Origin of the sequence: Bradyrhizobium sp. HKCCYLRH1030 (assembly GCF_051168395.1) — a bacterium.
Taxonomy (GTDB): domain Bacteria; phylum Pseudomonadota; class Alphaproteobacteria; order Rhizobiales; family Xanthobacteraceae; genus Bradyrhizobium.
Genome location: NZ_JBNPUY010000006.1, coordinates 42,129 through 67,693, shown reverse-complemented (window position 1 = coordinate 67,693; position 25,565 = coordinate 42,129). Strand labels below are relative to the sequence as shown.

Genomic DNA, 25,565 nt, shown 5'->3' with positions numbered 1-25,565 from the left:
TTCGACTATCGGATGCGACAGCGGCCAATCTCGGCCGCTGTCCTCCGCTTCGTCACTGTCTTGGGTCAGGCGGCGCGAACCGATTGCAGGAAGCGGCTGACCTCCAGCTTGAGACGCTGGCTATCACCGGAGAGCTGGCGCGCGGCGCTGAGCACCTGCCCCGAGGTGTCGCCGGTCTCGCTGGCGCCGCGCTGGACGTTGGAAATGTTGGCGGACACCTGCTGTGTACCTGCGGCGGCGTGCTGGATGTTGCGCGAGATCTCGGCGGTTGCTGCGCCCTGCTCCTCGACCGCGGCCGCCACCGTCGCGGCGATCTCCGACAGCCGCTCGATCGTCGTCGAGATCTCTCTGATGGCGCCGACCGACTCCTGCGTGGCCCCCTGGATGCCAGAAATCTGTTGGCCGATCTCGCCGGTCGCCTTGGCGGTCTGTTCGGCCAGCGCCTTGACCTCGGAGGCGACGACGGCAAAGCCGCGGCCGGCTTCGCCCGCCCGCGCGGCCTCGATCGTGGCATTGAGCGCCAGCAGATTGGTCTGCCCGGCGATCGTGTTGATCAGTTCGACAACGTCGCCAATGCGGGTCGCCGCCTTCGACAGCTCGCCGACACGATCATTGGTGCGGCGTGCCTGCTCGACCGCATCGGAGGCGATGCGCGCGGACTCCTGCACCTGGCGGCTGATCTCACGGACCGACGAAGTGAGCTCCTCGGTCGCCGAGGCGACGGCCTGAACATTGGCCGACGCCTCTTCGGAGGCCGCGGCGACGGTGGTGGAAAGCTCCTGCCCTCGCACGGCGGTGCTCGACAGCGAGTTGGCCGAGCTCTCGAGCTCGCTGGAGGCCGAGGACACCGTATTGACGATGTTGCCGATGGCGCCTTCGAAACTGTTGGCGAGCTCCGACATCTCCCGCTTGCGCGAGGCGGCTGCGCGCCGCTCCTGCTCACCGAGCTCCCTGGCGTTGAACCGCACCATCGTCTGGACGGTCTGCAGGTTACGCAAGGCGCGGCCGATCTCGTCGTCGCGCTCGATGTGCATGCGGGTGTCGAGCTTGCCCTGGGTGATGCTTTCCATCGTCTCGTTCACATGATCGAGCGGCGCCACGATCACGTTCATCGTGCGCAGTCCGACCATGCCACACAGCACGACACCGGTAGCAGCAATCGCCACGGCGGTCATTCCGGCGAGCCCGCCCTCCCCGAACGAGATGACACCAAGCACGAGCAGGAACAGCGTCTGCAATCCGACCAGCGTTCGCAGCCTTGCCGCGATCGTGCCGGTGAACATCGAGAGATGGTCGAACACCGAGCGGCGGCGGACGATGCCGTCGTCGATCTTGTAACCATGTGGCCGCTTTTCGCGGATCGCCGCATAGACCTGCTCGGCCTCTGCGCGCTGGTCAGCGGGCAGCTTGGTGCGCACCGAGGTGTAGCCGACGACTTGGCCGTCTTTGCAGATCGGCGACGCCGTCGCCAGCACCCAGTAATAGTCGCCGTTCTTGCGGCGGTTCTTGACCGCTCCGACCCAGGGACGGCCGGCCTTGAGCGTGGTCCAGAGATTGTCGAAAGCTTCAGGCGGCATGTCCGGATGACGCACGATGTTGTGCGGCTGCCCCATCAGCTCGGCTTCGGTGAAGCCGGCCGCATCGACAAAATCCTGGTTGAAGAAGGTCAACTTGCCCTTCGTGTCGGTCTTGGACACGATCAGCGTGTCATCCGTGATCGGATACTCGACGTTGGTGACGGGCAAATTCTTACGCATGGCGAGTCTTTCAATCGACGATGATGGCCGCGAGTCATGCCGGCATCGGCATGACTAATTTTGCTGCAAACGATGCATCGATTGTCGCAGTCGCCGATTAACCTAAGATAAAATGCCGCAACCGTCGAAATACGGGTCGCTGGACCCCGTTCACGGACGGCCGCAATCTCACAAGACCTGTCGCCGGCGTGTCTCCTCGATACGAGCCAGACAGAACGGCCCAACCATGTTGCCGCCGTTGATGCAGGAAACTGGATCAATCGGTGCGAACCGTTTGCAGGAAGCGCAAGAGCGCCAGCAGGTTGGTTCGGCCGGCGGTGATGTTGATCGGCTCGACGATTTTGCCGATGCGGGTCGCGGCCTTCGACAGCCCGCCGAGGCGATCGGTGGTCCCGCGCGCCTGGCCGGCTGCCTCGCCCGCCGTCCGCGCCGACCGGCCCACGAAAAAAGGGCGCGGCCTCGCGGCCACGCCCTGGTCTGGTCGGGATCTGCGCGCCGGGATCAGGCTGCGCGCACGGTGTCCAGGAAACGTCCAACCTCGAGCTTCAGTCGGTTGCTGTCGCCGGACAGCATTTGCGCCGCCGAGAGCACCTGGGACGACGCCGAGCCGGTCTCGCCGGAGCCGCGCTGCACCCCGGCGATAGCCGCGTCATTCCAGCTCGATCGGCTGATAGGCGCCGGTCTCGTCGAGCGCCGTGCCCCAGATCTTGTGCGAGGCCTGATGTTCGGCGGGGCCGAAGTTGAGCGAGGCGCCAAGACCGAGATCGATGTTGCGCATCGACTCCAGCGTATCGATCAGCCGCTCGGTATCGAGCTGCGGACCGGCCTGCTTCAGGGCCTGAACCAGGATACTCGCCTCGATGTAGCCCTCGAGCGAGGTGTAGTCCGGCGGTTCGCCGGGGAAGTGTCGAGCCAGCGCGGCCTTGTAGTCGAGCACCACGCTCGAATAGCCGGAGACGGCGGGAACGGTCTGGGTCACGACGACCCCGGCCGCGTAGCGCGAACCGAGCAGCATGAGCTCATTGGCAAGCGCCGATGCGCCGACCGCCGACACATTGACGAAGAGGACGCCGGGAAGCGCATCGCGCGCCTTTTCGATGAACTTCGCCGCCGCGCGCGAGGTCGCGACCATGATGACCGCGCGGACGGGCACCTTCTGGGCCTTGAGCTGGTTGATCGCCGGCTCCACATCCACGGTGTTGCGGGTGTAGTTGACGCGCAGGATCGCGGCGTCGCTGAGGCCGAGGACGCGAAACGCCTTTGCCACGCCGGCAAAGCCTGCATCGCCGAACGAATCGTCCTGCGCGAACAGCGCAATCTGGCGTGGCGGCACGCGGCGCAGCTTCACCAGGTAACGGACCAGCGCATCGGCTTCTTCCGAATAGCTCGGACGATAGTTGAAGACGTAGCGGTCCGGCGGATCGTGGCGCGAGACGTTCGCACCGGTATAGGGGCTGAAGAACAGCATCCGGCGCTCGAGCGAATATGGGATCGCGACGGCCGCCGTCGCGGTCCCGAAACTGCCGACGAAGCCGAACACGCGCTCCTTTTCGTAGAGCTGCTTCATGGCGTCGAGCGTGCGGTTCGGATCATAGCCGTCATCGGCGACGACGAGCTTGAGCATCCGGCCATTGACCCCGCCGGCGTCGTTGGCGCGGTTGAAGGCGGCTTCGATGCCGACCTTGAGCAGCCGACCCGATTCCTTGTTCGCGCCCGACAGTGGCAAGACGCTGCCGAACGTGATGTCGCGCTCCGTGACGCCGCGAACCGATGGAGCAGGCACGGCGCTCGTCGCACCAGCCGCAGCGATGGAGGGCGCAGAGTCCGGCAGCGCGCCGGCCGCCGTTGCGGGCGCGCCGATCGATCGCTCGATGTCTGCGAGCTGAAGCTCGGCCCGCCGGCAGTCCTGACGGCCACTCGCCACGGCCGCGCGACCGTCGGCGATGGAGCGGTCGAACTCGCGCGTCAGCTCGTTGCGATCGCCGTCGTCGCTCGACGCCTCCCGGATGACGGCCTGGAACTTGCCGATGATGGCCTGGATCCGCGGCCGAGGGATCTCGCTGCAGGCAAGGGCCGCTCCGATGGCGGGACCGATCCTGCCGCCGAGGTCGCGCACGACGGCGAGGTTGTCGCCGGGCGCGGCACCGACCGAGGTCGTGAGCATGAGGGTGAGGATGATCACCGAGGAAGTCGCGAGCGATCGGATCCGGTTCACCACCTCGTGGCGGGGCCGGAGGTCAAGGAAGGCCATCATGACGGGATTTGAACTCGTTGAGACACGCTGGTCGGATCGTTGATTGAGCTAGTGAGATTGCCGCGGCCTGTCAGGCCGCGCGGACCGTCTGCAGGAAGCGGCTGACCTCGCGCTTGAGGCGGTTGCTGTCTGTCGACAGCCCCTGGGCCGCCTCCAGCACCTGGGTCGAGGCCGAGCCGGTCTCGGTGGCGCCGCGCTGCACGTCGGTGATGTTGACGGAGACCTGCTGCGTGCCGTGCGCCGCCTGCTGCACGTTGCGCGAGATCTCCTTGGTCGCGGCGTTCTGCTCTTCGACAGCGGCTGCAATCGTCGAGGAAACCTCCGACAGCCGCTCGATGCTGCCGGAGATCAGCCTGATCGCCGCAACCGATTCCTGTGTCGCCGCCTGGATGCCGGCCACCTGCTGGCCGATCTCATCGGTCGCCTTGGCGGTCTGCTCCGCCAGCGCCTTGACCTCGGCGGCGACCACGGCGAAGCCCCGCCCCGCCTCGCCGGCACGCGCCGCCTCGATCGTGGCGTTCAGCGCCAGCAGATTGGTCTGCCCGGCAATGCTGTTGATCAGCTCGACCACGTCGCCGATGCGGCTCGCCGCGCGCGACAGCTCGCTCACCCGCTCGTTGGTCTTCTTCGCCTGCTCGACCGCTTCGTTGGCCATGCGCGCCGATTCATGCACCTGGCGGCCGATCTCGGTGACCGAGGACGTCATCTCCTCGGTGGCCGAGGCGACGGATTGCACGTTGGTCGACGCTTCCTCCGACGCAGCCGCCACCGTGGTTGCGAGCTCGCCGGCGCGGACCGCCGTCTTGCTCAAGGTATCCGCCGAGACTTCCAGTCTGGACGAAGCCGACGAGACCGTCTCGACGATCTCGCCAACGGCGCTTTCGAAGTCGTCGGCCATTTTGTGCATGTCGGCCTTGCGGCGGGCCAGCGCCCGCTGCTCGGCTTCCTTCTGCTCCGCTTCCAGCGCGTGACGTGCGACCGCATTGCTCTTGAACACCTCGACGGCGCCGGCCATCTCGCCGATCTCGTCGCCGCGTCCTACGCCGGGGACCTCGACGTCGAGACGGCCGCCGGCGAGGCTCTTCATCGCGCTGGTCATGCGATGCAGAGGGCTGGTGATGCCGCGCCCGACGAGCGTCGACACGACGAGCAGGATCAGCAGCACGATCCCGGCCGCCATCAACGACTGCCGCGTCGAGGCCCAGGCCTGAGCCGAGAGGTCATCGATATAGACGCCGGTCCCGACCAGCCAATTCCAGGGTGCGAAGCCTGCGACATGGGTGAGCTTGGGCTGCGGCGTCTCGGAGCCGGGCTTCGGCCAATCGTAGTCGACGAAGCCGCGGCCATGCTGGCGAACCACGTCGATCATCTCTTGGAACAGCTTCTTGCCGTTCGGATCCTTCATGTCCGCGACGTCCTGCCCGATCAGCTTGGTCGAGATCGGATGCATCAGCATCTTCGCGGTCATGTCCGTGACGAAGAAATACTCGTTGCCGCCATAGCGGAGCTGGGAGGCGCGCTCCAGAGCGCGCTTCTGCGCGTCGGCGACCGAGATCGTCCCCTTCTGCGCGGCAGCATGCTCCTCGGCGAAGATGGCGAGCGCGAGCTCGGTCAGATGCCGCAGCTCGAGCTGCTTCTGCTGCTTGAGGCCGGCAGCGAGCTCACGGGAATTGAAGGCAGTCAGGCCGATCAGACCGAGGAAGCTCAGACCGATCAGGGCGTAGATCTTGATCCCGATGGTGAGCTTGAGGCGATGAGGCATTGCAAACGACATGTCAGTCTCCACGGGCGCGACTCATGCTTGGGGCGCTCGGGGACAGATCACGTCGACGGTCGGGGGGCTCGCCCTCGTCGTCACGCAAACGGGCCCGCAGCCCACGCGTGGAAGCTACGGAACCCAATATTAAGTCTGGTTAAGACGATGTCCGTGCAAATACGGAGCAACGATCGAAAACTGATCGTTGCCCGTCCAGATCGGTAACGCGCTCCGGCTTGCCGTGCGACGCGTCGTCTCGTGCCATGCGACCGAACGAGAGAAGCGCCGTCTGCCCGTGGGACTCGACTGCGCGTTGGCCGCGAACGTCCGGACCCTACGCGCCGATTCTTAACACAAGTTAAAAACGCAGATTGACTACGCAGGTTAGTTTGCCGGCGTCGATGCAACGCGAGACAACGCAAAAGGCCGGAGCGTTCGATGCTCCGGCCTTTTAATCCCCTGCGCAATCCGAGTTGGCCGCTTCCGCGTCTCGGCGTTACGCCGCCCGCACCGAACCGAGGAAGCTCGCGACCTCCTGCTTGAGACGGTTGCTGTCGCCGGACAGCGCCTGTGCCGCTGAGAGCACCTGGGCCGAGGCCGACCCGGTCTCGGCCGCACCGCGCTCGACGTCGGCGATGTTGGACGAGACCTGCTGCGTGCCATGCGCCGCCTGCTGGACGTTGCGCGAGATCTCCTGCGTCGCCGCGCCCTGCTCTTCGACGGCGGCTGCGATGGTCGAGGAGATTTCCGACAGCTTCTCGATCGTGGAGGAGATCTCCTTGATCGCGCTGACCGACTCCTGCGTTGCGACCTGGATGCTCGAGATCTGCTGGCCGATCTCGCCAGTCGCCCTCGCGGTCTGCTCCGCCAGCGCCTTGACCTCCGAGGCGACGACCGCGAAGCCGCGGCCGGCGTCGCCGGCGCGTGCGGCCTCGATGGTGGCGTTGAGCGCCAGCAGGTTGGTCTGGCCGGCAATCGTGTTGATCAGTTCGACGACGTCGCCGATGCGGGTGGCAGCCTTGGACAGCTCGCTGACGCGCCCGGTCGTGGTGCGGGCCTGGCCGACGGCGTCGTTGGCGATGCGCGCCGATTCCTGCACCTGGCGGCTGATCTCGGTGACCGACGAGGCCATCTGCTCGGTCGCAGACGCCACCGACTGGACGTTGGTCGTGGCTTCCTCCGAGGCGGACGCAACCGCCGTCGTCAAGCCTTGCGAGCGCGTCGCGGCCTGGGTCAGCGTGGTGGCGGACTGCTCGAGCTGGCTCGAGGCCGACGAGACGGTGTTCACGATCTCGCCGACCGCGGCTTCGAACTGCTCGGCCAGCCGCTGCATGTCGGCCTTGCGCTGGCGCGCCGTGATCGCGTCCTGCGCGCTCTTTTCCTCGGCCTCGGCGCGCGCCTTCTCCTCCGCATTGCCACGGATCACCGTTACGGTCTTGGCGAGATCGCCGATTTCGTCACCCCGCGATGCGCCGGGAATGGCGATGTCGAGCCGGCCGCGCGCCATCTCGCCGAGCGCCGCGTTCAGCCGCGTCAACGGCCGCGCGATCCCGAGGAACGAGAACACGACCGAACCGATCACCGACAACAGAACCGCCAATCCGACAAACAGCGTGATATAGCTCGCCTGCGCGGCGACCTGGTCTGCCTCGAACCGCGCGCTCGCGTTGCGCGCGCGCGCGTCCTGGATCGCAGAGGACATCAGCTCGCCGGCCTCGCCGAGATAGATGAGCGTGCGGTCGCGCAGTACGGCCTCCTTGATCCCCTCGGTCTTCACCACCTCGTCGTTCGCGGCGACGAAGTCCGAGGCGAGGCCATTGAGCTTGGTGATCGTGGCCTGGATCTCGCGGTCGTCGGCCAGCATGCGGGCATCGGTCAGCGAGCTCTTCAGCCCCGGCACCGTCTGCTTCACCGTCAGGATCGTCGCGGCATCGCCAGTCATACCGAACCGCCAGGCCTGCGACCGCATGTAGTTCAACTTGGCATCGGCAGCGTGAAGCTGGCGCTCGACCCGCTCGCGGAAGGCGAGCTTCGGCAGCGACGGCGAGGCGAGCAGCGCCTTCAGGCTGGTGTTCCAGTCGTTGGAGACAGCACTGCGCTTCTCGATCTGCGTCAGCAACTTCTTCTGCGCCTCGGCGAGATCGACCGCTCCTGCGGCATAGCTCGTCATCAGCTCCTTGATCCGGGTCAGCCGGGCGCGATTGTCGGCGGTCGACACGTTGGCGAGTGCGGCGTCGATGTCCGTCACCATCCCGGTCGAGAACTGCTGAATGTCGGCGGCGGCCTTCTCTGCCTCGGCCGGCGCACGCGCCAGCCGCGCCGAACGGCCACCGAGCTGGGTCTGCTGCATGTTGATGCTGGCCGACAGCACGCTCTCGACGACGCGCCGCGCGCGCTCGGCCTGCTGATTGGCGTGGTTGACCGCTCTTTCCGCCATCAACTGGTTAGCGATCATGCCGACGGCGAGAGATGCGCCGATGGCGCCAGCGAGCCCGAGTTTGTAGCCGATCCGATTCAGTTTCATTGCCCTACCCACAGATGAACGCGTCACGCGACGGTCCGTACTGGAGGTATAGCGGTGAGGTCCCTAGAGACCGTTAATTTACGGGAGTTATCGGGCATTACACGCAAAAAACTTCTGCTTTTTCAGTGTGCGTCCCGATGCTTATGGCGGCACGACGGCGCTGCCGCGCCGAGCGACGGCTCACAAACTAAGCAGATGATGAGATCGGGACCGAGGCCAAGCACGTCGTTCCAAAATCCGGCACGGGCCGACGCAGCCGGGAGTCGGCTGACGCGCAGTTAGCGCATCAGCCCGAGCGCGTCGGCGAAAAACTGCGGCCCACCGAAATTGCCGGACTTCAGCGCCAGCAGCATGTCGCCTGCGTCGGCGCCGATCGTGCGAAGCACGGGCACGCCGGCCGCGATCTCCGGACCGACGAGGAAGCCCGGAATCCCCAGCCGATCAACGACAGCGCCCGAGGTCTCGCCGCCGGCGACGATCAACCGCCGCACGCCGGCCTGGATCAGCCCCTCGGCGAGATCGGCCATCGCCTGCTCGATGGCGTGCCCCGCCGCCTCGCGGCCGTGCCTGGATTGCAGCGCGCTGACCTGATCCGGCGTCGCGCTGGAGGCAATCAGCACAGGCCCCTTGGCGATGCGCTCACGCGCCCAGGCGAGCGCGCGCTGCGTCTCGTCCGGACCGGCGACCAGACCCGCCGCATCGAGATGCAGCACCGGCATGATGGTCTCGGCCTGCGCGATCTGCTGCAACGTCGCCTGCGAGCAGCTGCCGGCGAGGCAGGCGGCCAAGCCGCCGACGGGGGCATCGGCGTGATGCGCCAAGCCGTGGGAATGCACGCGCCCGGCCTCGACCAAAGCGCGCGCCAGACCGAGCCCGATGCCGGACGCGCCGACGGAGACCCGGCTCTTCAAGGCGGCCGCACCGATCGCGGTCAGGTCCGCATCGAACACGGCGTCGACGATCGCGGCACCCATGCCCTGCCCGGCCAGTTCCTGCAGCCGGTGGCTGATCGCCTCCGGCCCATGCACCACGGTGGCGAGATCGACCAGACCGATCTTCCGTCGGCTTTGCCGGCCGAGCACGCGCACCAGATTGGCGTCATGCATCGGGTTGAGCGGATGATCCTTGAGCGGGCTCTCATTGAGCGGCACGCCGCCGACGAACAGGTTGCCCTGATAGACGGTCCGCCTGGTTTCCGGGAACGCCGGCGTCACCAGCACGATCGTTTCACCGGCATCGCCCGCCAGCGCGTCCATGACAGGACCGATATTGCCGGCGTCGGTGGAATCGAACGTCGAGCAGATCTTGAACAGCACGTGGTCGGCGCCTCGTGCGCGCAGCCATGTGTCGGCCTCGCGTGAGCGGGCCACGGCAAGCGACGCCTCAATCGAGCGGCTCTTCAGCGACACCACGACGGCATCGACCTCGGGCAGCGTGAGGTCATCAGCCGGTACGCCGATGGTCTGCACCGTGCGCAGGCCGGCGCGGGTCAGGGTGTTGGCGAGATCGGAGGCGCCGGTGTAGTCGTCGGCGATGCAGCCGAGCTTCAGGCTCACGGCTTCACTCCCTTGTAGGGCGCGAACCAGCCGAGCCCGTCCTCGGTGCGGCCGCGCGGATTGTACTCGCAGCCGACGAAGCCGGCATAGCCGAGCCGGTCAAGTTCCGCGAACAGGAACGGATAGTTGAGCTCCTCGCCGTCGGGCTCGTTGCGCGAGGGAATGCTGGCGATCTGGATGTGGCCGATGATGTCCATCATCTCGCGCAGCCGCATCGTGACGTCGCCATGGATGATCTGGCAATGATAGATGTCGAACTGCAGCTTCAGGTTCGGAATCTTCAGCTCGCGGATCAGGTCGCGGGCGAAGTCGAAATCGTTGAGGAAGTAGCCGGGCACGTTGCGCGGATTGATCGGCTCGATGACGACGTCGAGGCCGTGGGGCGCGAAGAACTCGGCCGCCCATGCGACCGATTTGTAGTACGCCTCCACCGCCTTCGGATCGCTGCGCTCGGCGATCCCCGCCATCATGTGCAGCCGCTTCACGCCGGTCGCCATGGCATAAGGCAGCGCGGTCTCGAGGCTCGCCTTGAGATCGTCGAAGCGCTCCGGCAGCGCCGCAAACCCCTTCTCGCCGGCATCCCAATTGCCGGGCGGCAGGTTGAACAGCGCCTGCGTCAGGCCGTTGCCGTGCAGCCGCTTGCCGACCTCCTCGGCCGGATGGTCATACGGAAACAGGAATTCGACCGCAGTGAAGCCGGCCTTGGCGGCGGCCGCGAAGCGGTCGAGGAACGGATGCTCGGTGAACATCATCGAGAGATTGGCGGCGAAGCGGGGCATGGCGTGAAGACTCGTCGTGCTGCTACTTGGAGGGGCCCGGCAGCGTCGTGCCGGTGACCTGCGCATACATCCGCGCCACAGAGGCGTCGTCATCGCGGCCCATGCCGGCGGCCGACGTCATCAGGAACATCTGCAGCGCGGCGGCCGAGATCGGCACCGGAAAACGATGGCTGCGTGCCATGTCCTGGATGATGCCGAGGTCCTTGACGAAGATCTCGACCGCGCTGCGCGGCGTGTAGTCGCCGTCGAGCACGTGCGGCATGCGGTTCTCGAACATCCAGGAATTGCCGGCCGAGGCGGTGATGACCTCATAGACCTTTCTGATATCGAGACCCTGCTTGGCGGCGAAGGCGATGGCCTCGCTGGCGGCAGCGATGTGAACGCCGGCGAGAAGCTGGTTGATCATCTTGAACGCAGCGCCCTGCCCGGCGGCATCGCCGAGCTCATAGAGCTTGGCCGCCATCGCATCGAGCGCCGGCCGCGCCTTGGCAAACGCCGCCGCGCTGCCCGAGGCCAGGATCGTCAGCTCGCCTTGGGCGGCGCGCTGCGCGCCGCCGGAGATCGGCGCGTCGAGGTAGTGCCGGCCGGCGGCTTCGAGCTGCTTCGCCAGCCGCCGCGCAACGTCAGGATCCATGGTCGCGGAGGAGACGAACACGGCGTCCTTCGGCATGGTTTCGGCAGCACCGCCCGGGCCGAACAGGATGGCTTCCGTCTGCGCCGCATTGACCACGACACTGACCACGATGTCGGCGCCATCTGCCGCCTCGGCGGGAGTCGTCGCGCCCTTGCCACCGTCGGCCACGAAACGCGCCACCGCGTCCGCCGAGACGTCGCATCCGGTCACCTCGAAGCCTGCGCGCTTCAGCGAGGTCGCCATGCCGAATCCCATCGAGCCAAGCCCGATCACGGCGACTTTCAATTGCGATGGCGACGGCATGCGGCAGATCCCTGAAGCGTTTCCCGGAGACGTCCGGTTGCCCCGGACTGCACTCTGGGTATCACGGCTTGGCCGCGTTGCCAAAGCGTGAGACAAAGCGGCAAAACAGCGACATGCGAGGAAAGACCCGTGGCGGAAACTGCGATTCGCGAGGCCATCTGCCGGTTCGGCCGCTCGCTGTTCGAGCGCGGACTGACGCCGGGCTCGTCCGGCAACATCAGCGTGCGACTCGATGATGGCGGCTGGCTGGTGACGCCGACCAATGCCTCGCTCGGCTTCCTCGATCCGGCCCGTTTGTCGCGGCTCGATGCCGAAGGGCGACTGGTCTCGGGCGATGCGCCGACCAAGGAGGTGCCGCTGCACACGGCGCTGTACCAGACGCGCGACGCCGCGCGCGCCGTCGTGCATCTGCACTCGACCCATTCGGTCGCGATCTCGATGCTGCCGGAGATCGATCCGCGCGCCGCGCTGCCGCCGCTGACACCTTATTACTTGATGCGCTGCGGCCAGACCGCGCTGGTGCCCTATCATCGTCCGGGCGATCCCGCGGTAGCCGATGCCATCAAGGGTCTCGCCGGCAAATACGCCTCGGTGCTGCTCGCAAATCACGGGCCCGTCGTGTCCGGTGACACGCTGGAAGCCGCCGTGTTCGCGATGGAGGAGCTCGAGGAGACCGCAAAGCTCTATCTGCTGCTGCGCGGGCTCAACCCGCGTCATCTGTCGCCGCAGCAGGTCGACGATCTGGTCAAAGTCTTCGGCCTCACCCTGCCCGATCACAACGGTCATCACTGATCCCGCCGGCGGATGGATGGGCATGCAATATTTCGCAACGACGCCGGCCGAGATCGATGCCGCTGCCCGGGTGCTCTACGAGGAGGCCCGCTTCTATCGCTGGTTTCCGATCGCAGCCGACTCCTATGACGCGTTCGCCGCCTCTGATCCGATCGCGGTCAGCGAGCTGCGCGGCATTGCCGAGCGCATGCTGGTGGCCGCCGCGCAGGCGAGATCGCGGGCACGGCGGATCTAGCGTCCCGCCAGCCCGGCCTGCATGCGAGGTAGCCTGCGCCGCCTTGTCGCTCATCAAGCTGCCTTGCCTCGGGAGGACAACGATGCCTAATATTCAGGCAAAGTGCGACTTCGGCAGCAATCAGGGACGGATCGGTCGAGCAGGGACAACACCGGCAGCTCATCGCTGCCGCGGCGCGCGGATGCGCCCCGCTCTTCCACCATCGATTGCAGCCTATCGCTGAGCACGCCCGGAGCACGAAAGGACAGGGCAAAATGCCTCCACATCGGCGTGGGCCCGGCTGTTTGGCCGGATCGGCGGCCCATCTGAGCGGACTGACGCCGGGACCGGGGAATGCCCTTTCGAGCGTTGCATACGCATCTCATCCAGCGCGCAATTTTCACGCGCTGCTCCGCGCCCACGGCGACCCTTGGCATATCCGTTGCAGACATCAGACGGGCCGGATCGCGGGCGCCCGACGGAGCGAGCTGCGATCATGACCGACACGGGACAGGACGACGGAGGGCGGATGGCGGCGGGCGCGAGCTTGGAACTGGTGAAGGTGACGAAGATGTACGGTCACGTCACCGCCGTCGACGCAATCGACCTGCGGATTCCCGCCGGCTCCTATTGCTGTCTGCTCGGCCCGTCCGGCTGCGGCAAGACCTCCACCCTGCGCATGATCGCCGGCCACGAATCCGCGACGTCGGGCGACATCATCGTCGGCGCCAGGAACGTGACCGAGCTGCCGCCCGCAGGACGCGGCACCGCGATGATGTTCCAGTCCTATGCGCTGTTTCCGCATCTGTCGGTGATCGACAACGTCGCGTTTGCATTGAAGATGAAAGGCGTGTCCAAGCCCGAGCGCCACGCCAAGGCACGCGAGCTGCTCGAACTGGTGGACATGCAGAGCTATGCTGGCCGCCTGCCGGCGCAGCTTTCCGGCGGCCAGCAGCAGCGCGTGGCGCTGGCCCGTGCGCTGATCACCTCGCCGCAGATCCTGCTGCTCGACGAGCCGCTGTCGGCGCTCGACCCGTTCCTGCGCCTGCGCATGCGCGCCGAGCTGAAGCGACTGCAGCGCGAGCTCGGGCTCACCTTCGTTCACGTCACCCATGGCCAGGACGAGGCCATGGCGCTGTCCGACCTCGTGGTGCTGATGAATGGCGGCCGCATCGAGCAGCAGGGCAGCCCGCGCGACATCTTCAATCATCCGCGCACCGAATTCGCCGCCCGCTTCATCGGCGGCCACAACGTGATCCCGCTGAACGGCGAGACCTTCGCCGTGCGCGTCGACCGCATCCAGCTCAAGGCGCCGAATGCGGCGATCGACGGCCCGGTGGTGCCCGGCACCATCAGCAAGATCGAATATCAGGGCACCTATGTGCTGGTCGCGGTCGCGACCGACGGTGGCCCCGAGATCTCGGCGCAGCTCAGCGACGATCAGTTCGATGCACAGACCCACAGCATCGGCGAGCGCGTCGTCGTCACCTGGAACATGGCCTTCGCTGACGCACTGACGCCCCGCCCTGCCGCAGCCGCTCCGGCTGCGGAGCTGGTCACCTGATTTTCGTTTGCTCGTTCTTTCCCAAGGAGATGATCATGACTGATCGATCGAAGACGACATCCATCAGCCGCCGCTCGCTGCTCAAGGGCGCGGCGGGCGTTGCCGGTCTCGCCGGCTCCGGCACGCTGCTCAGCGCGCCCTACGTCCACGCCGCCGACGCCAAGGTGCTGCGCTATCTCGGCACCGCCGTGAACGAGGGCGACGAGATCTCCAAGAAGTGCCTCGCCGACACCGGCATCAAGATCGAATACATCACGGCGACGACCGACGACGTCACCAAGCGCGTCATCACCCAGCCGAACTCCTTCGACGTGCTCGACACCGAATATTTCTCGCTCAAGAAGCTGGTGCCGTCGGGCAACATCTTCCCGCTCGACGCGCGCAAGATCAAGGAATTCGACAACATCACGCCCGTCTTCACCAAGGGCGAGCTGCCGAACGGCAAGAAGATCGGCGGCCAGGGCACCGCGCCCTGGAAGGTGCTCTATCTCGACGGCGCAAACTCCAAGACCTTCTCGGCAACCCCGACCGAATGGGTCACGCTGATCCCGACCGTCTACAACGCCGACACGCTCGGCATCCGCCCCGACCTGATCAAGCGCCCGATCAACTCCTGGGCCGAGCTGCTCAACCCCGAATTCAAGGGCAAGGCCTCGATCCTCAACATTCCCTCGATTGGCATCATGGATGCCGCCCTCGTCGTCGAGGCGACCGGCCAATACAAATATGCCGACAAGGGCAACATGACCAAGGCCGAGATCGACCTGACGATGAAGGTGCTGACCGAGGCCAAGAAGGCCGGCCAGTTCCGCGCGTTCTGGAAGGACTTCAACGAGTCCGTCAACCTGATGGCCTCGGGTGAGACCGTGATCCAGTCGATGTGGTCGCCGGCCGTCACCAAGGTGCGCTCGATGGGCATCCCCTGCGTGTTCCAGCCGCTCAAGGAAGGCTATCGCTCCTGGGCCTCGGGCTTCTGCGTCTCCAAGGCGGTGGGCGGCAGCCCGAAGCTCGACTGGGCCTATGAGTTCGTCAACTGGTACCTGTCCGGCTGGGCCGGCGCCTATCTCAACCGCCAGGGCTACTACTCGGCCGTGCTCTCCACCGCCAAGGCCAACATGACCGAGGACGAGTGGGGCTACTGGATGGAAGGCAAGCCGGCGAAGAACGACATCAAGGCCCCCGACGGCACCCTGATGGAAAAGGCCGGCGCCGTGCGCGACGGCGGCTCCTACGAGGACCGCATGGGCAACGTCGTCTGCTGGAACGCCGTCATGGACGAGAACGACTACATGGTCCGCAAGTGGAACGAGTTCATCGCCGCCTGATGTGACCGCCATTGCTGCCGCGCCCGCGACGTCGTGGGCGCGGCAGCTCGTCTCAGACGTTTCGAAACATCCGCACCGGACGACAGGTTTCCCCACGTGGCCGTGACGATCGACAATTCGCCCGACACCGTAGCGCCCGCGGAGAGCACCTTCCGCAAGCTGACCCAGCGCTCGATCGCGTGGCTGCAGGCCGGCCCGATGATGCTGGTATTCGCGCTGTTCTTCCTGTTGCCGCTGGTGCTCGTCGTCGTCGTCAGCGCCTGGGACTACAACGAATATGAGATGATCCCGGCGTTCAGCTTCCGCGGCTATACCGACACCTTCGAAGGCTGCGTCGCCAACCTGCCCGAACTGTGCACGATCCTGAAGACCTATCTGAAGACGCTGAAGCTGTGCCTGCTGACCTGGGGCCTGACGTTGATGATCGGCTTCTGGGTCGCCTATTTCCTCGCCTTCCACGTTCGCAGCAAGACCTGGCAGATCGTGCTGTCGCTGTTGTGCACGATCCCGTTCTGGACCTCCAACGTGATCCGGATGATCGCCTGGATCCCGCTGCTGGGACGCAACGGCCTCGTCAATCAGGGCCTGCAAGGTGTGGGCATCGTCAACAAGCCGATCGAATGGCTGCTGTTCTCCGAATTTTCGGTGGTGCTGGCGCTGGTGCACCTGTTCACGTTCTTCATGGTGGTGCCGATCTTCAATTCGATGATCCGCATCGACAAGCGCCTGATCGAGGCCGCCTATGATGCCGGCGCATCGGGCTGGCAGACACTGGTCAACATCGTCATTCCGCTGTCGAAGCCCGGCATCGTGATCGGCTCGATCTTCGTCATCACCATCGTGATGGGCGACTTCGTCACCGTCGGCGTGATGGGCGGCCAGCAGATCGCCTCCGCCGGCAAGATCATCGAGTCCCGGCTGTCGGCACTGCAATTCCCGGCCGCCGCGGCCAATGCCGTGATCCTGCTCGGCATCACCATCATCATCATCTCCGCGCTGACGCGGATCGTCGACGTGCGCAAGGAGCTCTGAGATGGGAGACAAGCGCCCCCGCTCCTTCTACATCCTTGCGGCCTTCTTCGCAGCCTATGTGCTGTTCCTGTACGGGCCGATGATCGCGATCTACATCTTGTCGTTCCAAGGACCGGATGGCGGCCTGACGTTTCCGATGAACGGCGTGTCGCTGACCTGGTTCGGCAAGGTGTTTTCCGGCGGCGGCATCGTCGACATCGGCGCCGCGTTCAAGCGCTCGCTGGCGCTCGGCCTCGTGGTGATGGTAATCACGGTGGTGCTGTCGGTCGCGGCCGGCATGGCGTTCCGCAAGCCGTTCCGTGGCGCCTCGATCCTGTTCTACACAGCGATCGCCAGCCTGATCATGCCCTCGATCATCACCTCGCTCGGCATCGCGCTGGAGTTCCGGCTGATCGACGACTTCATCAACAAGCACGGCGCCGATGTCGGGCTCGGCTGGCTCGCAGACGGCTACACCACCGCGATGGGCCTGTTCACCTCGGGCCTCGGCGCGCATCTGACCTGGACCTTGCCGTTCGGACTCCTGATCATGTTCGCGATCTTCAACCGCTTCGACGGCCGGCTGGAGGAAGCCGCACGCGACCTCGGCGCCACGCCCTGGCAGACCTTCCGCCACGTCGTGCTGCCGATCATCCTGCCATCCGTGGTCGGCATCGGCCTGTTCGGCTTCACCCTGTCCTGGGACGAACTCGCCCGCTCCAGCCAGGCGATCGGCTCGGTGAATACGCTTCCGCTGGAATTGCAGGGCCTGACGACGACCGTCACCAAGCCCGACATCTACGCGCTGGGCACGCTGACATCGGCGGTGTCCTTCGTCGTGATCTTCGCCGCGCTGTCGGTGATCCTGATGCTGCAGGCGCGGCAGCGCCGCCAGGGGTCCGACGCCGGCAAGGGGATGGTGTAGCCGCGGCGGCTGACCGAACAGTCGCCGCTGTTGCTCGACATCTTAGCCAAAGAGAACTTTGCCTTGGCCCCTGGATTGCTTCGCTGCGCTCGCAATGACGGTTGTGGCGGACACCGCGCCTTCCACGAACGCTGTCATCGCGAGCGCAGCGACGCGATCCAGGGGCCTCGGACGGGACTCTAGATGGCTTCGCTACGCGCCGCGAACACAACGACGCAGAGCAGGCAATTGAACATATCGCCTCACAGCCCCAAATACGCCTTCCGCACATCCTTGTTGCCGCTGATCTCCGCTGCCGTGCCCTGCATCAGCACGCGGCCGGTCTGGAGGATGTAGGCGCGGTCGGCGATCTCCAGGCATTCGGCCATGCGTTGCTCGACGATCAGCACGGTCATGCCGGCGTCGCGGATGCGCTTGACGGCCTGGAAGATCTCGTCGACCAGCTTCGGCATGATGCCCTGCGACGGCTCGTCGAGCATCAGAAGCCGCGGCCGGGTCATCAGAGCGCGGCCGATCGCCAGCATCTGCTGCTCGCCGCCGGACAAGGTCTCGGCGCGCTGCTCGAGCCGCTCGGACAGCCGCGGAAACAGTGTGAATACGAAGTCGAGCGGCTCCTCGCGGTTGGCCTCGCCGCGATAGAGATAGCTGCCGAGCCGCAGATTGTCGCGCACCGAGAGCCGCGGGAACAGCCGGCGGTTCTCCGGCACATAGGCGATGCCCCTGGCCGTGATCAGGTGCTGCGCCATGCCGTCGATGCGGCTGCCGTCGAAGGTGATGCTGCCGGCACGCGGCCGCTCGGCCCCGGCGATCGACTTCAACAAGGTCGACTTGCCCGCGCCATTGGCGCCGGCGACGCAGACGATCTCGCCCTTCTCGACATCGATCGAGATATTCGAGATCGCAACCAGGCCCTGATAGGCGGTGGTGATGTCACGCACCGACAGCATGGCGGTCTCCGAGATAGGCGGAAATGACTTTGGGATCGCGGACGACGTCCGTGGGCTTGCCTTCGATCAGCACCTTGCCGAGATCGAGCACGATGGCGCGATCGACCAGCGGCATCACGATCTCCATGACATGCTCGACCATCAGCACCGTGATGCCGGTGTCGCGCACGCGGCGCACGAGCTCGACGCCCTTCTGTGACTCGACCGGCGTCAGGCCGGTCAGGACCTCGTCGAGCAGCAGCAGCTTCGGCTCAGTGGCGAGCGCACGCGCCACTTCCAGGCGCCGCTTCTCCGAAGGCACGAGATCGCTGGCGAGCACATCGGCGCGGGCGCCGAGGCCACAGAACTCCAAGACCTCATGCGCCTTCCGCCGCGCCTCGCGCATGTTGGTGGTGCGGACGAGCGCGCCGACGATGACGTTCTCGATCACCGTCATGCTTTCGAAGCTTTTCACCACCTGGAAGGTGCGGCCGATGCCGCGCTGGCAGCGTTCGGCGGCCGGCAGCGCGGTGACGTCCTCGCCGTCGAAGATGATGGCGCCTTCGGTCGGCTTGAACGCACCGGCGATCAGGTTGAACAAGGTCGACTTGCCGGCGCCGTTCGGACCGATCAGGCCAACGATCTCGCCATGCCCCACCTTGATGGAGACGTCGGAGTTGGCGGTCAGGCCCGAGAAGCGCTGGGTGATTTTACGGGTTTCCAGCAGCGCGGTCATGACGCCACCGCCTCTCTCGCGGGCTGAACGGCCGGCTTCGGCTTGCGGGAGAACAGGCTGACCAGACCTTGCGGCCGCGCCAGCGAGATCGCAACGATCAGGCCGCCATACACGATCAGGTCGACGCCGCGGCCGGAGCCGCCGATGAAGGAGCGGGTCAACTCGGTCAGCGGGATCAGGATGACCGCGCCCAGCATCGGTCCCCACAGCGTGCCGATGCCGCCGAGCACGGCCGGGAGCGCCATCAAGAGCGAGAACTGGAATCCCATCACGCTTTCAGGATCGATGTAGGACACGAACTGCGCATAGAAGCTGCCGCCGATCGCGACCAGGAAGGCCGAGACGGCCGCCGCGCCCATCTTGGAGTTGAACACGTCGACGCCGAGGCTCTCGGCGGCGACCGGGTTGTCCTTCACCGCGCGCCACCAATAGCCCCACTTCGAATCCTCCAGCCACCAGGTCACGAACCAGGCGACGCAGGCGAGCACGAGTGCAAAGTAGAAGTACGGCAGCTTGGAGCGGGTGAACTGGAAGGTCAGCCACGAGTCACGCCGCACCGGAATGTCGATGCCGAGTGCCGCCCCCGCCCAATCCCAGTTCTGGAACAAGAGCAGCGTGATCTCGGCGATGACGATGGTCGCGATGACGAAGTAATGGCCGCCGAGCCGGAAGCAGGGATAGCCGAGCGCCATGGCGATCAGCGCCGAGATCAGACCGCCGGCGAGCATGCCGAACCACGGCAGCACGCCGAACTTGGTGAACAGAATTGCGGTGGTGTAGGCCCCGAGCCCGAAATACAGCGCGTGCCCGAGCGAGATCTGGCCGCAATAGCCGGACAGGATGTTCCAGCTCTGCGACAGCGCCGCGTACATCAGGGTGAGCACCATGATGTTCTGGACGTAGACGTCCTTGACGAAGAACGGCACGACGGCGGCGATGGCCGCAAGGAAGGCGGCGAGGACGAGGTCGCGCCGACGGCGTTGGATGAATGCCTTGTCCATCAGATCGATCCGAACAGGCCGCGCGGGCGGATGAAGACGACGAGGAGATAGACCCCGTAGATTCCGACAGTCTTCAGCGACGGCGGCAGGATCAGCGTGGTGATGGCCTCGACGAGGCCCACCACGATGCCGCCGGCAAAGGCGCCGAATACGCTGCCGAAGCCGCCGAGCGCCACCGTCACATAGGCGATGGTCGCGAACGACGCGCCGACGTCGGGAAAGACATAGAAGAAGATCGCCATGACCGCACCGGCAAGGCCGACCAGCGCCGCACCAAGGCCCCAGCCGAGTGCGAACACCTTGTTCTTGTCGATGCCGACCAGCGCCACCGCGCCGGCATCCTCACGCGTCGCCTCCAGCGCGCGGCCGAAATCGGTGCGGTGGATGAAGAAGTACAGGCCGGCGAAGGCGGCGATCGCAATGAGGGCACCGACCAGCTGCGGCTGCGGCAGATAGATGCCGGCGATCGAGATCGTCTTGCCGCCCAGCCAGGAGTGCGGAATGCTGCGATAGTCAGGGGTGAAGAAGTACTGCGCGACACCGCGCATCAGCACGGCGAGACCGAAGGTGGAGAAGATCTGCACCATGCCGGTATTGGCCTTCGCCCTGACCGCAAATCTGACAATCAGAAGATAGACCACCGCGCCGAACACGAAGAGAGCAGCGGCCACGATCGGCGCCGACAGCAGCGGATCGAGCGCGAAATAGGCGAACAGGAAGAAGGTCGCGTACATCGCGATCATCAGGAACTCGCCGTGGGCGAAGTTCACGACGTCCATCAGGCCGAAGATGAGCGCCAGGCCGACGGCGATCAGCCCGTAGAGCAGGCCCATCAAGAGGCCGCTGGCGAGACTTTGGATGATTGTTTCTGCTGTCACTTCACTTGCTCCCCGTCATTGCGAGCGAAGCGAAGCAATCCAGACCTTCTTTGCGGCCCCTGGATTGCTTCGTCGCTGCGCTCCCCGCAATGACGGAGCACGACAGATGCTCCGCCATGGTCTCCCCGCCCCTCGGGCCGAAGACGCTTACTTCATCGGCCAGGTGGCTTGGGCCACCGCGGCCTGGGTCGGGAAGATGGTGACGAACTTGCCGCCGACATATTGCAGCAGCACCGGATCGGCGTCGTTGTTCTGGCCGTTCTCGTCGAACTTCACCCGCTTCCACGGCATGATGGTCTGCTCGCCCGGCATGTCGGTCGCGGCCAGCGCGTCGCGGATCTTCTCGCCGTCGGTGGACTTGGCGCGGTTGATGGCGTCGGCCATCACGATCAGGCCCATGAACTGGCGCGACGAGTAGTCGTTGAAGTCCTTGCCCGACTTGGCCTTGAACATGTCGTTGATCTTGCCGACCATCGGCCGCTTGGCGGCGAGATCGAGCGAGAACGAGCCGCGCGAGATCACGCCTTCGAGCTTGTCGCCGACCGCGTCATACAGCGCCTTCTCGGAGAAGCCGGCGTCCTGCGCCACGATCGCATTCGGCTTGTAGCCGAGCTCGGCCATGGTCTTGACCAGCAGGATGCCGTCCGTGGTGTAGCTCGACGGCATCAGCACGTCGGCATTGGCGGCCTTGAGCTGCTGCACCTCGGCCGACAGCGACGGCGAGTTGGCGCGGTACTTGATGTCGGCGACGATCTTGTAGCCGCGCTCGTTGGCGAGCTTGAGCTGGGCATTGCTCGAATCGGTGCCGAAGATGGTGTCCTCGTGGAACAGGGCCAGCGTGTCGATCTTGGTGCCCTTCTTCTTCATCGCGTCGAAGAAGTCGAACATCGCCTGCGAGAACATCTCGTCATGCGGGGCGGCGCGGAAATAATACTTCAGGCCGCGGCGATGCAGGCTCGGCGAGGAATTGTCGGCCGACAGATACGGGATCTGGTAACGCTCGCAGATCTGGCTCGCCGTCACCGCGACGGCGCTCTGATAGGAGCCGATGACGGCTGCGACCTTCTCCTGGGTGATCAGGCGCTCGGCCTCGGCGCGGCCCTTCTGCGGGTCGGCCTGGTGGTCGGCGAACACCAGCTTGATCTTGGCGCCGCCGAGACTAGGCAGGCCTTCGGTGCGGGCGAGCGGCAGATCGAAATCATACTTGCCGTTGATGATTTCCGCCGCGGTCTCGAACGCGCGCTGCGCATCGACGCCGATCTGGGCGCTGGCGCCGGAGAACGGATAGATGACGCCGATCTTCACTTCCGACGTCTGGGCGCGGGCGGCGATCGGACCGAGCGCAGCGGCGGCGGTGGCTCCAAGCAGGACGTTTCGGCGCGTGATGGTCATGGCAAGATCCTCTGATGAAAGCGCATCGATGAAGCGGTTGAGGTCGACGGTAAAGGCTCAATGAGCAGCATGGCTGCCTGATTAGAGGACGGCGAGATCCTTGTTCTTGAGATCGGTGATCAGCATCAGGCCCGGTGCGTGGGTGATGGCGAAGGGCAGCCTGGCCGCAGCGATGACCGCCTGCGGCGTCACCCCGCAGGCCCAGAAGACAGGAATTTCGTCGGCGCCAACCGGCACCGGGTCACCGTAGTCCGGCTTGCTGATGTCGGCGATGCCGATCTGGTCGGGATGGCCGAGATGCACCGGCGCGCCGTGCACGGCGGGAAAGCGCGTCGTGATCTGCACCGCGCGGATCGCCTGCGCCGGCTTGAACGGACGCATCGACACCACCATCGGCCCCGCGAACGGCCCCGACGGCGTGCAGGCGATGTTGGTGCGATACATCGGCACGCGGCAGCCCTGCTCGATGTGGCGGATCGGCAGGCCGTCGGCCATCAGCGCCTCCTCGAAGGAAAACGAGCAGCCGAGCACGAAGGCGACGAGGTCGTCGCGCCAATGCGCCATGAGATCGGTCGGCTCCTCGACCATCTCGCCATCGCGCCAGACGCGATAGCGCGGCACGTCGGTGCGGATGTCGAGATCGGCGCCGAGCGCCGGAATGTGCGGATTGCCCGGATCGGACATGCCGATGATCGGGCACGGCTTCGGGTTGAGCTGGCAGAAGCGGTGGAAGGCGCCGGCGTACTGCTCGGGGATAACAGCCAGATTGCCCTGGACGAAGCCGTTGGCGACGCCCGCCGTGCTCCAGCCCCTGCCCGCGCGATAATCCAGGCGGGCCCGATGGCTCGGGAGAAGATCCGTCTCGCCGGCTGATTGCTGCACTGCCGCAGAAACAGTCATTTGTGCCACTTGCCTAATATCTCGACAAACTCACTGAACATCAGCCATGCTATAAAGTCTAATCTTCGTTTTTAATCAGGATCGATAAGACAAATTGATCCGAGCGGGGCGCGATGCTGGATTTCCGTTCCATCGAGACCTTCCTCTGGGTCGTGAAGCTTGGCAGCTTCCGCGGCGCGGCGCAGCGCCTCAATACGACCCAGCCCGCCATCTCCCAGCGCATCGCCCAGCTCGAGCGCGAGCTCGGCGTCAAGCTGCTCAACCGCGATCATCGCGTGGCGTCCCCGACCGCGAGCGGCCGGCAGATGCTGGTCTATGCCGAGAAGCTGATCGGCCTGCGCGCGGAGATGCTGGCCGAGGTCGGCGACCGCTCGGCGATGCGCGGCGTGCTCCGGCTCGGCGTCGCCGAGACCATCGTGCACGACTGGCTGCCGCGGCTGATCAAGAGCGTCAACGAGAGCTATCCGAATCTGTCGCTGGAGATCGAGGTCGACGTCACGCCCCATCTGCACGCGCGGCTGCTGGCGCAGGAGATCGAGCTCGCCTTCGCGCTGGGCGCGCCCTCCGAGTCCGGCATCCGCAGCCGCGTGCTGTGCGACTATCCGATCAGCTTCCTCGCCAGCCCTGCCCTCGGCTTCGGCACGGGCGTGGTCACCGCCGAGCAGATGGCGCGGTTTCCGATCATCACCTTTCCGCGCAACACCCAGCCCTATGACAACGTGCGTTCGCTGTTCAACCGCCCGCATCTGCCGCCGATGCGGCTGCACGCCAGCGCCTCGCTGGCGACCGTGATCCACATGGCGGTCGAGGGGCTCGGCGTCGCCGTTATTCCGGCCGCGATCGTCGCCAACGAGATCGAGAGCGGCCGCCTGCAGGAGTTGAAGACGGACCTGAGGATTCCACCGCTGACCTTCACCGCGAGCTGGCTGTCGTCGCCCGAGATGATCGCGATCGAGCGCGTCGCCGAGCTCGCAGTCCGGACGGCGCAGACGGCCAGCCATCCCTCTGCATCGGTTGACGGGCTCGTCGCGGCGCGCGATGGACAGGATGCCGGAGTACAGGGAATTCAAGCATGAGCCGCGCCGTCACCAATCTGCAGATCGATTCCGCCCGCCTCTGGGACAGCATCCACGAGACCGCCAGGTTCGGCGCCACGCCGAAGGGCGGCGTGCGGCGGCTGACCCTGAGCCAGGAGGACAAGCAGGTCCGCGACTGGTTCCGGAAAGCCTGCGAGGATGCCGGGCTCGAAGTGCGCGTCGACACGCTCGGCTCGATGTTTGCACTTCGCAAGGGGCGCGACATGGCGAAGCCGCCGGTCGGGCTCGGCTCGCATCTCGACACCCAGCCCACGGGCGGCAAGTTCGACGGCATTCTGGGCACGCTCGGCGCGCTGGAGGTGATCCGCACCCTCAACGACGCCGGCATCGAGACCGACGCGCCGCTGTGCATCGTCAACTGGACCAATGAGGAAGGCTCGCGCTTCGCGCCGGCCATGATGGCCTCGGCCGCCTATGTCGGCGACTTCACGGTCGAGGACATTTTGTCGCGGACAGATGCCGCAGGCATGACCGTGGGCGCGGCGCTGGACGAGATCGGCTATCGCGGCGCGACGGCCGTCGGCACGCAGAAATTCTCCGGTTTCGTCGAGCTGCACATCGAGCAGGGTCCGATCCTGGAGGCCGAGAACAAGACCATCGGCGTGGTCGACCACGGCCAGGGCGTGTTCTGGTACGACGGCAAGGTCACGGGCTTCGAGAGCCATGCCGGCTCGACGCCGATGCCGCTGCGCCGCGACGCGCTGCTGGCGCTGTCGGAGTTTGCGCTGACCCTGGAGCAGATCGCGATCAAGCTCGGGCCGAACGCGGTCGCGACCATCGGCGAGGCCGTCATCGCCAATCCCTCGCGCAACGTGATCCCCGGCGAGATCGCCTTCACCATCGATTGCCGCAGCGCCAATGCCGATACGCTGGACGCACTCGATGCCAGCCTGCGCGCGGCCGCGGGTGAAATTGCGAAGAAGCGCCGCGTCGAGATCGCGATCGACCAGGTCTGGCGCAAGCCGCCGACGCATTTCGATCCGAAGCTGGTCGATGCCGTCGAGCGCGCCGCCGGCACGCTCGGCTATTCGCACCGGCGCATCACGTCGGGAGCGGGCCACGACGCCTGCAATCTGAACACGATCATGCCGGCCGCCATGGTGTTCGTGCCCTGCAAGGACGGCATCAGCCACAACGAGCTGGAGGACGCGACGCAATCCGACTGCGCCGCCGGCGCGAATGTGCTGCTGCACACCGTGCTATCGCTGGCGGGCGTGGCGTCGTGATCTACTGCTTCAATC

At 65.8% G+C, this 25,565-nt stretch carries 23 protein-coding genes; 8 read left to right on the top strand and 15 right to left on the bottom strand.

The window, feature by feature from the left end:
• Positions 1–65 precede the first annotated feature (65 nt).
• The 9 genes from ACQR1E_RS18745 to ltnD form a co-directional block, all read right to left on the bottom strand.
• A complete protein-coding gene (locus tag ACQR1E_RS18745; protein WP_434841569.1) occupies positions 66–1,757 on the bottom strand; it encodes a methyl-accepting chemotaxis protein in 1,692 nt (563 codons plus the stop codon).
• A gap of 256 nt (positions 1,758–2,013) precedes the next feature.
• Positions 2,014–2,226, bottom strand: a complete 213-nt coding sequence (locus ACQR1E_RS18740) for a hypothetical protein (RefSeq protein ID WP_410052347.1) — start codon at positions 2,224–2,226, stop codon at positions 2,014–2,016.
• Between the two features lie 32 nt (positions 2,227–2,258).
• Entirely contained in the window at positions 2,259–2,390 is a 132-nt protein-coding gene (locus ACQR1E_RS18735) for a hypothetical protein (RefSeq protein ID WP_409999235.1), read from the bottom strand.
• Positions 2,391–2,406: 16 nt separating this feature from the next.
• Positions 2,407–3,921 (bottom strand): ABC transporter substrate-binding protein, encoded by a 1,515-nt coding sequence (locus ACQR1E_RS18730; protein WP_315826483.1) that lies wholly within the window; start codon positions 3,919–3,921, stop codon positions 2,407–2,409.
• Between the two features lie 160 nt (positions 3,922–4,081).
• Positions 4,082–5,785: a methyl-accepting chemotaxis protein gene (locus ACQR1E_RS18725; protein ID WP_315714951.1), complete on the bottom strand. Its 1,704-nt coding sequence runs from the start codon at positions 5,783–5,785 to the stop codon at positions 4,082–4,084.
• Positions 5,786–6,263: 478 nt separating this feature from the next.
• The gene (locus ACQR1E_RS18720) at positions 6,264–8,291 is read right to left on the bottom strand and encodes a methyl-accepting chemotaxis protein (protein ID WP_315749165.1); all 2,028 of its coding nucleotides are present in this window, start codon (positions 8,289–8,291) and stop codon (positions 6,264–6,266) included.
• Between the two features lie 278 nt (positions 8,292–8,569).
• Positions 8,570–9,847 (bottom strand): 3-oxo-tetronate kinase, encoded by a 1,278-nt coding sequence (gene otnK, locus ACQR1E_RS18715; protein WP_315826371.1) that lies wholly within the window; start codon positions 9,845–9,847, stop codon positions 8,570–8,572.
• A complete protein-coding gene (gene otnI, locus ACQR1E_RS18710; RefSeq protein ID WP_434897411.1) occupies positions 9,844–10,626 on the bottom strand; it encodes a 2-oxo-tetronate isomerase in 783 nt (260 codons plus the stop codon). Before otnI ends, otnK begins: the two co-directional genes overlap by 4 nt.
• Before the next feature lie 22 nt (positions 10,627–10,648).
• On the bottom strand, positions 10,649–11,572 hold the full coding sequence (ltnD, locus tag ACQR1E_RS18705; RefSeq protein ID WP_410052215.1) for an L-threonate dehydrogenase: 924 nt from the start codon (positions 11,570–11,572) through the stop codon (positions 10,649–10,651).
• 120 nt (positions 11,573–11,692) lie between these two features.
• On the opposite strand from ltnD, the gene otnC reads away from it, so the two are divergent.
• From otnC to ACQR1E_RS18675, 6 genes are all read left to right on the top strand, one after another.
• Positions 11,693–12,355: a 3-oxo-tetronate 4-phosphate decarboxylase gene (gene otnC, locus ACQR1E_RS18700; protein WP_434843549.1), complete on the top strand. Its 663-nt coding sequence runs from the start codon at positions 11,693–11,695 to the stop codon at positions 12,353–12,355.
• 22 nt (positions 12,356–12,377) lie between these two features.
• Positions 12,378–12,590 (top strand): hypothetical protein, encoded by a 213-nt coding sequence (locus ACQR1E_RS18695; RefSeq protein WP_316164362.1) that lies wholly within the window; start codon positions 12,378–12,380, stop codon positions 12,588–12,590.
• A 508-nt stretch (positions 12,591–13,098) separates the two neighbouring features.
• The gene (locus tag ACQR1E_RS18690; protein WP_315826484.1) at positions 13,099–14,133 is read left to right on the top strand and encodes an ABC transporter ATP-binding protein; all 1,035 of its coding nucleotides are present in this window, start codon (positions 13,099–13,101) and stop codon (positions 14,131–14,133) included.
• 35 nt (positions 14,134–14,168) lie between these two features.
• Positions 14,169–15,458, top strand: a complete 1,290-nt coding sequence (locus tag ACQR1E_RS18685) for an ABC transporter substrate-binding protein (protein WP_315714958.1) — start codon at positions 14,169–14,171, stop codon at positions 15,456–15,458.
• A 96-nt stretch (positions 15,459–15,554) separates the two neighbouring features.
• Positions 15,555–16,490: an ABC transporter permease gene (locus tag ACQR1E_RS18680; protein WP_315749156.1), complete on the top strand. Its 936-nt coding sequence runs from the start codon at positions 15,555–15,557 to the stop codon at positions 16,488–16,490.
• A gap of 1 nt (position 16,491) precedes the next feature.
• A complete protein-coding gene (locus tag ACQR1E_RS18675) occupies positions 16,492–17,394 on the top strand; it encodes an ABC transporter permease (protein ID WP_315749155.1) in 903 nt (300 codons plus the stop codon).
• Positions 17,395–17,636: 242 nt separating this feature from the next.
• Here ACQR1E_RS18675 and ACQR1E_RS18670 read toward each other — a convergent pair whose 3' ends face one another.
• The 6 genes from ACQR1E_RS18670 to ACQR1E_RS18645 all read right to left on the bottom strand — a co-directional run bounded on the left by ACQR1E_RS18670 (position 17,637) and on the right by ACQR1E_RS18645 (position 23,227).
• The gene (locus tag ACQR1E_RS18670; RefSeq protein WP_316164359.1) at positions 17,637–18,341 is read right to left on the bottom strand and encodes an ABC transporter ATP-binding protein; all 705 of its coding nucleotides are present in this window, start codon (positions 18,339–18,341) and stop codon (positions 17,637–17,639) included.
• Positions 18,325–19,056 carry an ABC transporter ATP-binding protein gene (locus tag ACQR1E_RS18665; RefSeq protein ID WP_316164358.1) on the bottom strand — a complete coding sequence of 244 codons (732 nt, stop codon included), beginning with the start codon at positions 19,054–19,056 and terminating at the stop codon, positions 18,325–18,327. The genes ACQR1E_RS18670 and ACQR1E_RS18665 overlap by 17 nt, the downstream gene beginning before the upstream one ends.
• On the bottom strand, positions 19,053–20,057 hold the full coding sequence (locus tag ACQR1E_RS18660; RefSeq protein WP_315715790.1) for a branched-chain amino acid ABC transporter permease: 1,005 nt from the start codon (positions 20,055–20,057) through the stop codon (positions 19,053–19,055). The genes ACQR1E_RS18665 and ACQR1E_RS18660 overlap by 4 nt, the downstream gene beginning before the upstream one ends.
• A complete protein-coding gene (locus tag ACQR1E_RS18655) occupies positions 20,057–20,935 on the bottom strand; it encodes a branched-chain amino acid ABC transporter permease (RefSeq protein WP_315715789.1) in 879 nt (292 codons plus the stop codon). The genes ACQR1E_RS18660 and ACQR1E_RS18655 overlap by 1 nt, the downstream gene beginning before the upstream one ends.
• A 147-nt stretch (positions 20,936–21,082) precedes the next feature.
• Positions 21,083–22,327, bottom strand: coding sequence for an ABC transporter substrate-binding protein (locus ACQR1E_RS18650; protein WP_316185167.1), 1,245 nt, complete (start codon positions 22,325–22,327; stop codon positions 21,083–21,085).
• Between the two features lie 81 nt (positions 22,328–22,408).
• Complete coding sequence (locus ACQR1E_RS18645; RefSeq protein ID WP_316185165.1) at positions 22,409–23,227, bottom strand: putative hydro-lyase; 819 nt, start codon at positions 23,225–23,227, stop codon at positions 22,409–22,411.
• A 113-nt stretch (positions 23,228–23,340) separates the two neighbouring features.
• On the opposite strand from ACQR1E_RS18645, the gene ACQR1E_RS18640 reads away from it, so the two are divergent.
• Positions 23,341–24,303 carry a LysR family transcriptional regulator gene (locus ACQR1E_RS18640; RefSeq protein WP_315715785.1) on the top strand — a complete coding sequence of 321 codons (963 nt, stop codon included), beginning with the start codon at positions 23,341–23,343 and terminating at the stop codon, positions 24,301–24,303.
• Positions 24,300–25,550, top strand: a complete 1,251-nt coding sequence (locus ACQR1E_RS18635) for a Zn-dependent hydrolase (RefSeq protein WP_315749150.1) — start codon at positions 24,300–24,302, stop codon at positions 25,548–25,550. The genes ACQR1E_RS18640 and ACQR1E_RS18635 overlap by 4 nt, the downstream gene beginning before the upstream one ends.
• The last annotated feature ends 15 nt before the right edge of the window (positions 25,551–25,565 follow it).

Coding starts and splice junctions, on each gene's coding strand:
- ACQR1E_RS18745 (WP_434841569.1), bottom strand. CDS start 1,757: ATGCGTAAGAATTTGCCCGTCACCAACGTCGAGTATCCGATCACGGAT.
- ACQR1E_RS18730 (WP_315826483.1), bottom strand. CDS start 3,921: ATGCTCACGACCTCGGTCGGTGCCGCGCCCGGCGACAACCTCGCCGTC.
- ACQR1E_RS18725 (WP_315714951.1), bottom strand. CDS start 5,785: ATGTCGTTTGCAATGCCTCATCGCCTCAAGCTCACCATCGGGATCAAG.
- ACQR1E_RS18720 (WP_315749165.1), bottom strand. CDS start 8,291: ATGAAACTGAATCGGATCGGCTACAAACTCGGGCTCGCTGGCGCCATC.
- otnI (WP_434897411.1), bottom strand. CDS start 10,626: ATGCCCCGCTTCGCCGCCAATCTCTCGATGATGTTCACCGAGCATCCG.
- ACQR1E_RS18695 (WP_316164362.1), top strand. CDS start 12,378: ATGCAATATTTCGCAACGACGCCGGCCGAGATCGATGCCGCTGCCCGG.
- ACQR1E_RS18690 (WP_315826484.1), top strand. CDS start 13,099: ATGGCGGCGGGCGCGAGCTTGGAACTGGTGAAGGTGACGAAGATGTAC.
- ACQR1E_RS18685 (WP_315714958.1), top strand. CDS start 14,169: ATGACTGATCGATCGAAGACGACATCCATCAGCCGCCGCTCGCTGCTC.
- ACQR1E_RS18675 (WP_315749155.1), top strand. CDS start 16,492: ATGGGAGACAAGCGCCCCCGCTCCTTCTACATCCTTGCGGCCTTCTTC.
- ACQR1E_RS18670 (WP_316164359.1), bottom strand. CDS start 18,341: ATGCTGTCGGTGCGTGACATCACCACCGCCTATCAGGGCCTGGTTGCG.
- ACQR1E_RS18665 (WP_316164358.1), bottom strand. CDS start 19,056: ATGACCGCGCTGCTGGAAACCCGTAAAATCACCCAGCGCTTCTCGGGC.
- ACQR1E_RS18660 (WP_315715790.1), bottom strand. CDS start 20,057: ATGGACAAGGCATTCATCCAACGCCGTCGGCGCGACCTCGTCCTCGCC.
- ACQR1E_RS18650 (WP_316185167.1), bottom strand. CDS start 22,327: ATGACCATCACGCGCCGAAACGTCCTGCTTGGAGCCACCGCCGCCGCT.
- ACQR1E_RS18645 (WP_316185165.1), bottom strand. CDS start 23,227: ATGACTGTTTCTGCGGCAGTGCAGCAATCAGCCGGCGAGACGGATCTT.
- ACQR1E_RS18640 (WP_315715785.1), top strand. CDS start 23,341: ATGCTGGATTTCCGTTCCATCGAGACCTTCCTCTGGGTCGTGAAGCTT.
- ACQR1E_RS18635 (WP_315749150.1), top strand. CDS start 24,300: ATGAGCCGCGCCGTCACCAATCTGCAGATCGATTCCGCCCGCCTCTGG.